12 protein-coding genes and 1 pseudogene are annotated in these 13,403 nt (G+C 58.3%); 7 read left to right on the top strand and 6 right to left on the bottom strand.

From position 1 onward, the window contains the following. Positions 1-375: 375 nt before the first annotated feature. The 6 genes and pseudogenes from CLG94_RS08490 to CLG94_RS14005 form a co-directional block, all read right to left on the bottom strand. The gene (locus CLG94_RS08490) at positions 376-1,533 is read right to left on the bottom strand and encodes an SDR family oxidoreductase (protein ID WP_107562577.1); all 1,158 of its coding nucleotides are present in this window, start codon (positions 1,531-1,533) and stop codon (positions 376-378) included. 4 nt (positions 1,534-1,537) lie between these two features. Beyond that, a complete protein-coding gene (locus tag CLG94_RS08485; protein ID WP_161954094.1) occupies positions 1,538-2,527 on the bottom strand; it encodes a methyltransferase in 990 nt (329 codons plus the stop codon). Between the two features lie 106 nt (positions 2,528-2,633). Further along, the gene (locus CLG94_RS08480; protein ID WP_107562573.1) at positions 2,634-3,338 is read right to left on the bottom strand and encodes a P-loop NTPase family protein; all 705 of its coding nucleotides are present in this window, start codon (positions 3,336-3,338) and stop codon (positions 2,634-2,636) included. Between the two features lie 2 nt (positions 3,339-3,340). Continuing rightward, positions 3,341-3,934: a transcriptional repressor LexA gene (gene lexA, locus CLG94_RS08475; RefSeq protein ID WP_107562571.1), complete on the bottom strand. Its 594-nt coding sequence runs from the start codon at positions 3,932-3,934 to the stop codon at positions 3,341-3,343. Positions 3,935-4,256: 322 nt separating this feature from the next. After that, positions 4,257-4,361, bottom strand: a pseudogene (locus CLG94_RS13615) (AAA family ATPase); the annotation flags it as partial. An 83-nt stretch (positions 4,362-4,444) separates the two neighbouring features. Next, positions 4,445-4,852, bottom strand: a complete 408-nt coding sequence (locus CLG94_RS14005) for a type II toxin-antitoxin system VapC family toxin (RefSeq protein WP_275666222.1) — start codon at positions 4,850-4,852, stop codon at positions 4,445-4,447. Here CLG94_RS14005 and CLG94_RS08465 point away from each other — a divergent pair. The 7 genes from CLG94_RS08465 (at position 4,767) to sufD (ending at position 13,398) form a co-directional block, all read left to right on the top strand. Beyond that, positions 4,767-8,057, top strand: coding sequence for a YhdP family protein (locus tag CLG94_RS08465; RefSeq protein WP_107562569.1), 3,291 nt, complete (start codon positions 4,767-4,769; stop codon positions 8,055-8,057). The two genes, CLG94_RS14005 and CLG94_RS08465, sit on opposite strands and share 86 nt — an antisense overlap. Positions 8,058-8,595: 538 nt before the next feature. Further along, entirely contained in the window at positions 8,596-8,988 is a 393-nt protein-coding gene (locus tag CLG94_RS08460) for a response regulator (protein ID WP_107562567.1), read from the top strand. A 142-nt stretch (positions 8,989-9,130) separates the two neighbouring features. Next, entirely contained in the window at positions 9,131-9,469 is a 339-nt protein-coding gene (locus CLG94_RS08455; protein WP_107562566.1) for a hypothetical protein, read from the top strand. 39 nt (positions 9,470-9,508) lie between these two features. After that, a complete protein-coding gene (locus tag CLG94_RS13285) occupies positions 9,509-9,649 on the top strand; it encodes a hypothetical protein (RefSeq protein ID WP_161954092.1) in 141 nt (46 codons plus the stop codon). A 30-nt stretch (positions 9,650-9,679) separates the two neighbouring features. Further along, on the top strand, positions 9,680-11,140 hold the full coding sequence (gene sufB / locus CLG94_RS08450) for a Fe-S cluster assembly protein SufB (protein WP_107562564.1): 1,461 nt from the start codon (positions 9,680-9,682) through the stop codon (positions 11,138-11,140). 78 nt (positions 11,141-11,218) lie between these two features. Next, positions 11,219-12,013 (top strand): Fe-S cluster assembly ATPase SufC, encoded by a 795-nt coding sequence (gene sufC, locus CLG94_RS08445; protein WP_107562562.1) that lies wholly within the window; start codon positions 11,219-11,221, stop codon positions 12,011-12,013. 17 nt (positions 12,014-12,030) lie between these two features. Then, positions 12,031-13,398 (top strand): Fe-S cluster assembly protein SufD, encoded by a 1,368-nt coding sequence (gene sufD / locus CLG94_RS08440; RefSeq protein ID WP_107562560.1) that lies wholly within the window; start codon positions 12,031-12,033, stop codon positions 13,396-13,398. The last annotated feature ends 5 nt before the right edge of the window (positions 13,399-13,403 follow it).

The raw sequence follows: 13,403 nt of genomic DNA, 5'->3' as shown, positions 1-13,403 counted from the left end.
CTACTCAGGTAACTACTCAGGTGTTTAGGCTGAAGGCTGAAGGCTGTTAGGGGTAAGTCATGCGTGATCATACAAAACTCCGAAAAGGTCTTGAATGGATCGATTCGTGCCTTGCGAGATAATTTAGAACCTTCAGCCTTCAGCCTAAACACCTAAGTAGTTACACAGTAATTATACGGATGACTAATACCGTGAGTCAAAAAAATCGCTCAAAAACCGAATGCCTCCTCATGATTCGGCTTCAAGCGCAGCGCCTTTTGGCGCCCCGTTGCTTTGGCGAACGCTAGCGATCAGCGGCGCGCCGCTTTTTGCGCGCGTCCGTGTGGATGCGGTCGTTCTACGTCGATCAAGCACGGCCCGCACAGTTCGACAGCCTTAGGATACTGCGTCTACGGTTGGTGTCGCGACGACTTCAAACTCCTCTTGTAGCCTATGTAGTAACACGTGGTTCATTCTGTCAAAATACTCGCTCGAAAGGATTGGTGCGTGCAAAAGTCTCCCCGGTACGACTTGAGCGTAATTCGTCGTATCGAACGACAATGACTCTAAGAGGTAGGGTGCCTGAAATAGGATGAGCCGATCAAAAAGCCGTTCGAACGAAGACTTTGGGCGCCGACGAAAATCGTGCTTGTCGGACAGTTGAATCCCCTCCAGTGCAAGCGCTTTGGTCCCGCGCTCGAAGAGCATGGATAACTGATTCCCCGTAGAATGCGTAATGTTGAAGATAGGGGTGCCAGAAATCTCTTGATCCGCTATGCAAATCATTGCGTCAATGACGTAGTCGACCGGCACGAGATTAAGGCGCAGGTCTGGATCAGCGGCGACGCGAAGTCTCAGGTTCCGGTCAAAGTCAGGTCCGAATGCGTTCTGTAGCATACGGCGCAAAATATACAGGGCGCGAAATACACCCTGGTATCCGTTGTAACTGAGGCACTGTCCGTTTGTGAAATGTCCGGAAACAACCGACGGACGGTAGATTCGCACATCCAGATGTCGCTCCTCGCGTGCCGCCATGACAAGGTGCTCAGCGCGAGATTTAGTCCATTCGTACGACGTACGAAACGCACCGTCACGTCTGTCGCTCAGGCGCTCGAAACATGTGTCGTTGATTTGGAGCCCGGCGTAGGCTGTACTCAGGAAATGAAATCGAATGGATTGACCTGTCAGGGTATGAGCGAGATCGAGCGCATGTTTGGTACCAACGACGTTAGTATCAACAATGGCTTTTCGATGCGACGAGCCGATCTCGAAATTGGCGGCGCAGTGCCATACGTCGGTCACATTCTGCAGCCTGCTAACCATTGATGACGTGAGCCCTAGTAGCGGACGGGTTACATCGCCTTCCAGCACGGTAAGACGTTCAAGAACGGCAGGGTTACCCCGTAGTTCGTGCGCAAGTAACGCTTGGGGTAATTGGTCCGGCTTACTACGGACAAGCGCGTAAATCTGCCAACCTCGATTAAGCAGTGCCGCCGTGAGGAACGATCCCAGGAAGCCGGCGGCGCCTGTGATCAATGCTGTACGGTTTGTCATGGTTTTATTTCTCGGCAGAAATGAGGCTATAAAGATACGCGGTTGGCTTTGTCCGGACCCTTCGAAATCCAGCAGTGCGCAAGAGTTTGCCCATTGCCACTCTTGTTCTTAGCCCTCCTTCCGGACTGATTAGCAGCATCAGAAGATCGATCAATGCGGTCAGTGACGCCTTCTCTGAACCTTCGCGCAGCGTTTCGAGAATGACGATTCGTCCCCCTGGTTGCAGAGCCGCATGTGCTTTCTCCAAGAGACGAAGCGCCTCCTTATCGGACCAATCGTGAAGGATGCGCACAAAGCAAATGGTATCGACCCCATGCGGGTAGTCCTCGTCAAAGAAATTCCCCGGGTGAAATGTCACGCGCGCGTCAGATGCCGGATGCTGCTTGGACAAGGCCTTCCCGCGTTCACAAATTTCGGGAAGGTCGAACACCGTTACGCGAAGGTTGGGATATCGTGCCGCCAGCGCGTGAGCTGTAGCTCCGAGACATCCGCCCACGTCGAGAACGTGCCGCGCATTGGAGAAATCCCAAAACTCACCGAGGAGTAGCGCGGGTGCAAACCCACTTCCGTCCATATCATCCGGGTAAGAACCTGTACCGGCGCCAAAAAAGTACCCATATTCACGGCTGGCCGGATTTCCTGTTTTGAGCGTGTGTTCAAGTGTTCCGCACCCAAGATACAAATGATCAAACAGCGCGACGGCGCCACGTTGATCGGCTATGCGACCGCGTACCAAGAGCTGCTCAGAGAGCTCAGTGTTACGGAACAGTCCATTCTCGCACCGCAAGAGCCCTATCGCGGAGAGCACATCAAGAAATACTCGTGAGGTCCGCTCTTGAAACCCCAAATACGCGACGACTTGTTCTACTGTCTGCCCGTCTCCCCCCCGCGACAGCCACGTGAATAGATCTCGTTGAACCGCGATCGCAAGCGCTCGAGATGCAAAAGCGCCCGTCATCAGCCCGAAGAGTTGTTTTTCAAATCGACTTAGCATCAAGACTCCTGTCCGCAGATAACCCCGATTGTTCTGTACTGCGATCAACTGGCGCAGGTGCATGTGAACAACTATGCTTGCGACGTATAACTATTCAGTAAGCCGCTTACGTTTCGTATGCCAAACCTGAGAGGCGGTCAAGTCTTTTAGCTGTGCTCCTCACCATGACCGACTTTTCCAGGGAGAGCCCTGTACTGAGCGTAGCCGAAGTAGTGGAGGTGACCAGCTTGACAACTCGATCGGCCGTGGCGATCAGGGCATCCAGCAGCCCGTCCCGGTCACGGAGACGGATGGTTCGACCTGGCTCACTACGAGCGGCTGGTGTGGGACAGACCACCAGGACGAGGGTGCCTGCATCGGCCAGCGCCCGCAGATGGGCCACCGCTTTTCTGAAGATCCGCCAAGCCTCCCGCGGCGCCACGTCTTCATCATAGAGGTTGTGGAGAAAGCCGGAGGCGATCAGGATGCGTGAGGCATAGGTGTGCAGGGCTCTGGCGATGCGTTCCGTGATGAGGGCCTCCAGTTGATGGACGGTGAAGGTCCGTGAAATATGGAGGCAGTCGAGGAGCTCTTTCGGCTGCCTGTTCATGCGCGTCGCGACCTCGGCGATCAGGAAGGGGTTGACGGTGTTGGCCGAATCGATGAAGACGACATGCTCTCCTTTGGCGAGCAGCGAGGCGATCGCCAATAGGGCATAGGCGAGGACATCTTCACTGCCATAGAGCAGGACGAGGCCACCCTGCGCGCTCCACCGGTCGAGGGCGCAGGTGAACTGGGACAAGGGCGGCTTGGGCGTAAGCACACGTTGCATGACTACAGCTTCCGATAGACGCCGATGACCTTACCCAGGATCTGAAAACGCTGCTCTTGCGTGATCCTGATCGGCGCGAACGCCTCGTTCTCCGGCATGAGGACGACCGTCGTGCCGTCCGTCTGGAAGCGCTTGACCGTGGCCTCGTTCTCGACCATGGCCACAACGATCTCGCCAGGGTGGGCCTCCGGCTGCGCCGCCACGAGCACGAGGTCGCCGTCAAAGATGCGGGCATCGCGCATGCTGTCGCCATGAACCTTTAAGAGGAAGGTCTTCCCGCTACCGGTCCATTCCTGGGGAAGCGGGTACGTGGCCTCGATATGCTCTTCGGCCAGGACCGGCCGGCCGGCCGCCACCCGACCGAGTAGAGGCGTGAGGGTGGTGCGTTGCTCCTGGCGCAGTTCGATGGCCCGCGCCCGCTTGGGCGTGCGGGTGAGATGGCCGGCCTTCTCCATACGCTCGAGGTGATACTGGACGCCCCGAATATAGATCTTCAAGTGCTGGGCGATCTCGCGCTGCGTCGGGGGGGCACCATGCCGGGCCTTATAGGTGGCGATGAAAGTCAGGATCTGCCGCTGCCGGTCGGTGAGTACCATCGAGTCTCCCTGATTTTCTCCTCTGAACCTCTACTCCTTAGTAGTATATATATGACTAATACGTCAAGAAAATAATGCTTCTTCCGGATGTTCCGTGGGTACCCGGGCCTTCCAGGATCCGATCACCCCCACCTTCATCCTCTCCCCTCAAGGGGTAGGAGCACAGCTACCCTATTCCCCAGAAGGGATATTGAGCCCTCTTGTACCCACGCTAGTGCCGGAAGAACCGAAATAATTATTGATCCTTGCATAAGTCATGCATGCCGTGGATGTCTCCCTCCGCTCATGGTGAGCCAGGCGAACCACACGCGGATCAGTCTTATTGGGCCAGGAAGCGATTAGTTAAGGGGGCGATATCCTCGGGGTGGTCTCTGAGTGGTGGAAGCGAGACAGTGATGACATTGAGGCGGTAGTAGAGATCCTCGCGGATCGCTTGGTCCAGGCATCAGTTAGTGGCGGCAACTAAGCGGAGGCCGGGCCAGTGAATGGCCCTAGGCAAGGTTACGAGAGTCAGGCTATATTGGTAAACCCTTGCTCTTTAAAATGCTTGTCGAAGGCAAAGACGGTGTTAATCCCTGATGTGCGCATGACCTCAAAGCTGACACAATCCACTATGCTGAGATCTCGTCTTGATGCAGACAGAAGGGCCGCGACCCCGGATCGATGTGTACCCGAGGCAATAAACTCAATGTTGATCAGCGGGAGTATATCGTCCTGAAATGCTCGTGCCGCTTCCATGCCGAGGCGATTTTGCAAAAGCGCAAAAGTTTCCACCAGAATATAATTGCTCGTAACAGGGGGGATCTCAACAGAGAAGTGCGGATGATTCGTCTTGGATACCGGCGTGACGGGTAAGTCATTGCATCGTATGCCTCTCGTGCCACTGCCTGTGACTGGCCGGGCCCGGTGGGTCGTCATCACGATTGGAATCGTGGCGGGACTCATCCTCTTCGTGCTTGGCAGTATCTCCCTGCTGCTGCGGACTCACTCTATTCAGGCGAAGATTCGATCCCGAATCCAGTCCGAGGTCCAGGCACGATTCGACCATGAGGTCCAGATCGGCGAGGTACGCGTGAGCGCGGTCCTCCGATCATTGAATCTCCGGGACGTCCGAATCGCGAGCCGGGAGCGGCTCCAGGACGGAGTCCTCGCAAAGATTGAGGAGGTGCAACTTTATCCGAACCTGATGGACCTCCTTCGGTTCCGCCTCCGCCTTGGCCGGATCGTGCTGCGTCACCCCATCGTTCGGTTAGAACTGCCACGCCCACAGACGGAACCGGGCTCACCGATGCCCGTTCTCCTGCCGGTCGGCATCGAGCACGTGGAGATCCGGGACGGATCGGTCCTCTGGCGAGACTCCGGCATCGAACTGACACTGGTCGGGCTCCACGCCGACCTGCGAGCAACCGCAGGGGTGGTCGGAGGGACGCTCAAGATTGAAGAGAGCAAGATCCAAGGAGGAGCAACGCCGTTCCTCCTTCGCGATCTCACCCTGAGGGCGGAGGTTGACGGAGGCGACATCCAGGTCAAGCAATTCCACCTCTCCGTCCTGGGGGCCGCCGTTCAGGGAGCGGGTCGCATCCACAACTTCCTGACCGACGCGACACTTGATCTGACCATGCAGGCGCGTGGTGGGCTTGACGGGCTTTTTCCACTGAATCTGCCCATTCCCCTTAGGGGGGCTGTCCTGCTTGAGGGGAAGGCGACAGGACCCCTGACAGATCCCTCTTTCACCGGTTCCGCCGCAGTGGGCAACGGGCAGATCGAGCAGGTCGCTATGTCGGGAATGACCGTCGCGGTTCTGGCAAATCGCCGTGAGCTTCGCCTACAGGAGCTTACCCTACGAACGGCGAGAGGCGATCTGACCGGAGACATCATGCTTATCTGGGAGAAGCTTCGATACCGCCTCGCCCTGCGCGGGGAGCAGGTCGATTTGGCCGACATCCTGCGCCTCTTTACGGAAAAGACTCCGGTGGGTGGGCAGGCCACGATCCAGATTCAGGCGACGGGCGAAGGGGCTGACCTCAGGGGGCTGCGAGGCCAGGCCCACATCCGCATCGCGGAGTTGTATCTCATCGATCGCCCCGAAGAGCGGGGTCATGGTCAGTTCGTCCTTGAAGCTCGAGATGGTCGGATCCACGTCCGGCAGGGCACGGTCGAAATTGGCCGCGCGCGCCTGCAAGCCGAGGGCGTCGTTCAGCCGAACGGGGAGGTAAGTCTCAGCGTGTACGCCCACTTCCCGCAGCTCGAGCACACCGGGCGCCTCGTGGGCATCGATCCTCACGCGCTTGCCGGACAGGCCACCCTCAAAGGGCAGATCCGAGGAACGCCAGAAACCCTCCACGGACAGGGCACGGTGACGCTCACGAACGCCCTTATCCTCAAGGAGCACTGGGACCGAGGGCGCGCCACTGTGCACCTCGATCAGAGAGGGCTTCGCCTTGAGGGCCTCGAACTGCACCGGGGAGGCGAGATGATCGCAGGTCGCTTCGAGGTAGGCTTCAATGGTGTGTCACAGTTCGACTTGAGCTCGAATCGGATCGCTATTGAACGCCTGGCGCTCCTCCGGAATTCAGGGCTCACGGGGACGGTGCGGGCCTCGGCCAAAGGGGAAGGACCGATCGGCCAACCAAACGTCACGACGACACTCGAGGTTGGGGACCTGGCCTACCGGGGGACAAGCCTCGGCCGAGGGCACGGCACCCTGACCTGGGAAGGGGCTCGGGCGCGCATGACGGGACTCCTGAGCCTCCCTGACCGAGGCTACATGCTCCAAGGCGTGGTCACGGCCACGGGCGCCAGCCCATACGAGGGAACTCTCACGCTGGAGAAGGGCGATCTTGGGTCCCTTCTGAGGATCGTCGGGGCTTCCCTTCCCAATCAGATGGACGGAGTCGGTTCAGGACGGATCGAAATCGGCGGTCGGCTCGGGGAGCAGAGGCCTGAGCGGGTGACCGTGGACCTCGAAACGGCCCAACTGAATTTCCGAGGGCACGCCTTTCGGACCCAGGATCGGACCCGTCTCGCGTTTCAAGGAGGGCGACTTATGATCTCAGCGCTGTCGCTTCGAGGCGAGGGGACTGAGGTCACCGTGGGGGGGACCATCGGTGAGGAAATGGACGTGACAATCCGAGGGGCTGTCTCCGGGGCACTGGCCAGCGCCCTGCTCCCCGATGGCCTCGACGCCACAGGGGTGCTGGACCTGGATGTGAGGATTCAGGGGACTCAACGGCTTCCTCGCTATCGTGGACATCTCCGCACGAAAGACGCCTCGCTCACCGTTCGGGGGCATCCAGGGCCCCTGGAACATCTTGCGGGAGAGATCCAGTTCAAAGAGACGTCTGTCGAGACCACCCATTTGCAGGCTCGCTGGGGTGGTGGGACGCTGGGCGCGACGGTCCAGGGTAGACTTGAGCAGCCCGGGTGGCGCTGGCGAATTCAGTTGACCATGGAGGAGGGTCGCGCCGAGCGAATCGTCAAGGATCAGGACTCATTTCTTGCGACGGGACAGGTGCGGGCAAGCGGGGTAGTCACGGCTGGAGGGGGTGAGTATTTTCTTCGCTCCCTTGGGGGGCGAGTGCGGATCGAGATGGTCGATGGGAGGATTCAACGCTCTTTCATGATCGAGAAGGTTCTGAGGATGACCAACCTCACTGGGCTCTTCAAGAAGGGGCCAGAAGGGAAAGGGATGCCCTACGATGACATCAGCGCGACCTTCAATCTCAAGGATGGGATCGCGAGAACGGAGGACCTGAAGCTACGGAGTACGGCCCTGCGTGCCGGGGGCGTCGGCCAGTTTGACTTAGCTCATCGCACGGTCGATGTGGTCCTCGCGGTGCGACCGCTGAGCCTCACCGACGAGGCTCTCAAGGCAACCAGCGAACTGCCGATCATGAAGGAGCTTAAGATCGGAACGCTCCTCTTCGGGAAAGAGAAGAGCATTCTGGTAATCTCGTTTCGAATTCACGGACCCATAACCCAGCCGGCGGTTGAGGGCATCCCGACTCAGTCGGTCGAGCGAGGGGTTCTCGGGATCTTCAAGCGGATCCTAGACCTGCCCGGTGACCTGCGCTCGGGTGGTGGCCAGGCCCCCGACCGCAGACCGGATCAGGGCCAGCCATAAGCGAGCAGGCTAAGAAAAACTAGGCTGAGGCGATAATAGGGACAGACACTATTTATTGAAACCCTTTCTTGGTCTTCCCCTCTGCAACACGTGTATTACTCGTCCAGTGTCCTGCGCACCTCCCAGATGAACCCGTCTCTTTGCAGTGGCCGCTCTGTCATCGTGTGCCTTCGAATCGCTGTCGTTCCGAACGACCGCCTGGTGATCATTCCCTCGTTGCCTCACATGATACGGGTGGCCGGATGCAACGGCTCAGGTAATCCGTGGCATGCACGATCATGACCGTACACACCACGAATCGTCACGATAATAGTGTCTGTCCCTATTATCCCAGGAGAAACTCCGACCCCCTCGGAAGAATTCCCACCCTCCTGAAGAGTTCCCGTGACGAGGGAATCCTCCCTTGATTCACATCGTTCCTTTAGTCATATATAGTTAGATAGGTATCCTTCCCCATTTTGCTGGCCCATTTGGCTGGTACGATCTTTGCTATATGAAGTGATTGTTAGTTGTCAGGCCAGATGAGGGATCGGTAAACATGCATGTAATGTTGTGTTCGAATAATACGGGTCTGGTGGACGCGGCATCCAGAGCGTTCAGCAAAGACGGGTATCGCCTTACGGTCTGTGAGTGCGGGCTGGAGGCTCTGGGGGTGGTCGAGGTCATGGATGCCGATCTCCTGATCCTGGATTTGGATACGCCTGGGCTTGACGGCCTCCTGATCGTCGCAGCCATCAAGGAGTTGGCCCCGACGCTGCCGATTGTGGCGGTTTCGACGAAGCCCCAGGTGGATGCGCGGGTCGTCTCCCACAAAGGAGTCTCCTATGCGATGCTACCGCCAGGATCTACCGAGGCGATGCAGGTGCTCTTGGCCGGGTTGTCGGAGACCGAAAGGACCAGGTTTCCGTCTGGCGCGGGATCAGTACAATGATGGGGATTGATTGAAGGGCTCTCTCTTTCAGAGGGATCTCGCAAGGTTGGATTGGAGTGATAAAATGAGCAGTCCAAATCATCATCTTCACGTATTTCGTCACTATGGACGGAGCAAATCCGTTTCTGATCCACGAGGTGGGATGAAGGAACAATTGCCCCAGGGGGGTCAGATGGTCAGCATTATCGAATACTCTGCGGAGAAGAAGGCCAGAAACAGCTACCCTCATAGGATCATCTCTCCTCCTATGCCGAGCCGATGTTGCCAGGCCCGTATGAATCGGATCGGACAGGTACAGGTGGAGGACGATAGCAGGTTTTACTATAAGCGGTGTTCGCACTGCGGCTTCACGGTCCGGGAGTTCATGTCAGCTATTGACATTGAGCGGCTGCTGGGCATGGACGTGTCGGACTGGGGGGATCGCACGGAGGCTTGGCTTGACCGGATCCAGCACGAGGTCGAGACCGAAAGAGCCGCCTGAATCGTCGAGGCGGTTGCAGGCACGCTCCAGAGGCCACCGGTGGTGGTGATTGATGCGATAGGGCGCGACACGGAAAAGGTGTGGAAAAAAGAGGCCGATGGCGCTAATATTAAGCGTTATTGGCGAGAGGGCTGGCTGGCCCCAAGCACCGGGACCGGTGAAGAGGCCCCCGCTATTTGAGATTCAAAAAGAGCAGAAGCAGGAGAGGGCGTGAGTAGTAGCTCGAAGGCGATCGAGGCCCTGGCCAACCAGGAATACAAGTACGGGTTTGTGACGGAGATCGAAGAGGAGTCCGTTCCTCACGGACTGAACGAGGATACCGTCCGTCTCATCTCTGCCAAGAAAAATGAGCCCGACTGGATGCTTCAGTGGCGCTTGAAGGCCTACCGGCATTGGGTGAAGCTGGAAAAGTCAGAGGCGGAGCCGAAGTGGGCCAACGTCAAATATCCGCCCATCGACTACCAGGGCATCCGGTACTATGCGGCGCCTAAGCAGCAGACGGAAGGACCCAAGAGTCTCGATGAGGTCGATCCGAAGCTGCTGGAGACGTTCGCGAAGCTGGGCATTCCCCTGTCGGAGCGGAAGCGGCTCAGCGGCATCGCGGTTGATGCGGTGTTTGACAGCGTCTCGGTTGCTACGACGTTCAAGGGGAAGCTGGCTGAACTCGGGATTATCTTTGGCTCCTTTTCCGAGGCGGTGCAGAATCACCCGGACCTGGTCAGAAAGTACCTTGGGTCGGTGGTGCCCTACACCGATAATTTCTTTGCAACGCTGAACTCCGCCGTCTTCAGCGACGGGTCGTTTTGTTATATCCCGAAAGGCGTGCGCTGCCCGATGGAGCTTTCGACCTACTTCCGCATCAACGCCGCCCAGACGGGCCAGTTCGAGCGGACCCTGATCATCGCCGATGAAGGGGCCTATGTGAGCTACCTGGAGGGGTGTACCGCCCCGATGCGGGACGAGAATCAGTTGCACGCGGCGGTCGTGGAGCTGATCGCCCACGATGACGCCCAGATCAAGTACTCGACGGTCCAGAACTGGTATCCGGGCGACAAGGAAGGGAAGGGCGGCATCTACAACTTTGTCACCAAGCGGGGCAAGTGCATGGGGAAGCGCGCCAGGATCTCCTGGACGCAGGTGGAGACCGGCTCGGCGATCACCTGGAAGTACCCGAGCTGCATCCTGCAGGGCGATGATTCGATCGGGGAGTTCTACTCGGTAGCGCTGACCAACCACTACCAGCAGGCGGATACCGGCACCAAGATGATCCATATCGGCAAGCGCACCAGGAGCACTATCATCTCAAAGGGGATCTCCTCCGGTCACGGGCAGAACAGCTACCGGGGACTGGTCAAGATCATGAAGGGGGCGACCGGCGCCCGGAACTACTCGCAGTGCGACTCCTTGCTGCTCGGCGATCAGTGCGGCGCCCATACCTTCCCGTACCTCGAGGTGCATAACAACTCCTCGCAGCTCGAGCACGAAGCGTCAACGTCCAAGATCGGTGAGGATCAGCTCTTCTACTGCAAGCAGCGCGGGATCTCGGCTGAGGATGCCGTCAATCTGATCGTTAACGGCTTTTGCAGGACGGTCTTGCGCGAGCTGCCGATGGAGTTTGCCGTAGAAGCCCAGAAGCTGCTGGGCGTGAGCCTCGAGGGAAACGTTGGCTAAGTAGGGGCGCTGCTTGCTGCGCCCATTTTGGGCAGGGCAAGCCCTGCCCCTATATTGGGTATTCGAAGAGGATAACCTTTGCTCATAATTAAGAACCTGCACGCGCAAGTCGGCGACAACGAGATCCTGCGTGGCATTGATCTTGTGGTCAAGGCAGGCGAGGTCCATGCCGTCATGGGTCCGAACGGCTCTGGCAAGAGTACCCTGGCCCATCTGCTTGCCGGTCGGGACATCTACAAGGTCACGGCCGGCCAAGTGATGTTTGAGGGGAAGGACCTGCTCCGAATGCCTCCGGAAGAGCGCGCTCGCGAGGGGGTCTTCCTGGGTTTCCAATATCCGGTGGAGATCCCTGGGGTGAGCACCAGCTACTTCCTGAAGGCGGCAGTAAATGCCACAAGAAAGCACCGCGGCCTCGAAGAGCTGGATGCTATCGACTTCCTCAATCTGATCAAGGAAAAGATGAAGCTTGTCGAGCTGGACCAGGGTCTCTTGAATCGTCCGCTCAACGAAGGTTTCTCCGGTGGGGAGAAGAAGCGGAACGAGATCTTCCAGATGGCCGTGCTCGAACCCAAGCTGGCGATTCTCGACGAGACCGACTCCGGCCTGGACATCGATGCCTTGAGGATCGTGGCGAACGGCATTGATGCGCTCAGAAGCCCGGACCGCGCCCTGATCCTGATCACTCATTACCAGCGGCTACTGAACTACGTCACTCCCGACTTCGTCCATGTGCTCTTTGAGGGGCGGATCGTCAAGTCAGGGGGGCAGGCGCTGGCCCTCGAACTCGAGGCGAAAGGGTACGACTGGATCAAGGCGGAAGCTGTACTTGCCCAACAGGCGCCTGTCCCCGACTCCGATCGGGGAATCGTGTAGGAGGCAGCAACGGCGTGATGCTTCAAGTTGCGGAAGAGCTGGACAGCTATCGCGTAGACTTCGAGCGGCTCGAGAGGGGCAGCGTGTGTAGGCGACCCCAGTGGATCAATCTTATCCGCAGGGCGGCGTTCGGCCGGTTCACCGAATTAGGGTTTCCCACGACTCGGCTCGAAAATTGGAAGTACACCAACGTCGCTCCGATCGTCAAGACCACGTTCACACGCGCCGGACAGGCGTCATCGCGTCATCGCGTAATCGCAATGGACGCAGTTACTCTCGAAGGGGTGGCGTGCGCCCAACTCGTCTTCGTGAACGGCCATTATTCGTCCGATCTTTCGTCGCTTGAGAAGCTTCCGGAAGGTATCACGGTGAGCAGCCTGGCAGCGGTTATCGCCAGCAACCCGGCTTCGGTCAAGGCGCACCTGGCTCAGTACGCCGGTTACCACGATCAGGCGTTCGTGGCCCTCAACACCGCCTTCATGGAGGATGGGGCGTTCGTGTCCATTCCAAAGGACACGATTGTCGACGCACCCATCCACCTGTTGTTCATCTCCTCCGCCCGCCTCGGGCCGACTGACGATGAGGGGGGCTCGGCCCCGGTGTCGTACCGGAGGAACCTGATCGTGGTCGGGTCTCACAGCCAGGCGCGGATCATCGAGAGCTACGTGGGCCTGGAACACGACGTCTATTTGACCAATGTGGTCACCGAGATCGTGGGCGGCGAGAACGCAGTAATCGACTATTATAAGGTGCAGCGGGAAAGCGAGGAGGCCTTCCACGTGGCAACGGCGCAGGTGCAGCTCGGCCACAACAGTACGTTCTCGTCCCACGCCATCGACCTCGGCGGCGCCCTCGTCCGGAACGATCTGAACGTGGTGCTCGATGGGGAAGGCGCCGAATGCACTCTCAATGGCCTCTATATGGTGACGGGTCGGCAGCACGTGGATAACCACACGCGGATCGATCATGCGCAGCCACATTGCAGCAGCCGTCAGCTCTACAAGGGTATCCTCGATGGGAAGTCGAAGGGGGTCTTTAGCGGCAAGATCGTCGTACACAAGGCTGCCCAGAAAACCGACGCCAAGCAGTCCAACAAGAACCTCCTGCTGTCGGAGGACGCCGTCATCGACAGCAAGCCGCAGTTAGAGATCTTCAACAATGACGTGAAATGCACCCATGGGACGACCATCGGCCAGCATGACCAGGAAGCGTTGTTTTATCTGCGTTCTCGCGGTGTCGATCTTGCGGCTGCCCGGAGCCTGCTGACCTATGCGTTTGCGAGCGAGCTGCTCGGTCGGATCAAGATTGAGCCGGTCCGAGCCCGGCTCGAAGCGCTTCTGCTCACGCGGCTTTGCGACGGCGCCGTACCCGAGGAAACGCCATGAGAGCA

Source organism: Candidatus Methylomirabilis limnetica, assembly GCF_003044035.1.
GTDB lineage: Bacteria > Methylomirabilota > Methylomirabilia > Methylomirabilales > Methylomirabilaceae > Methylomirabilis > Methylomirabilis limnetica.
Note: the sequence above shows the minus strand (reverse complement) of the source record. Positions and strands in the feature narration are given on the sequence as shown.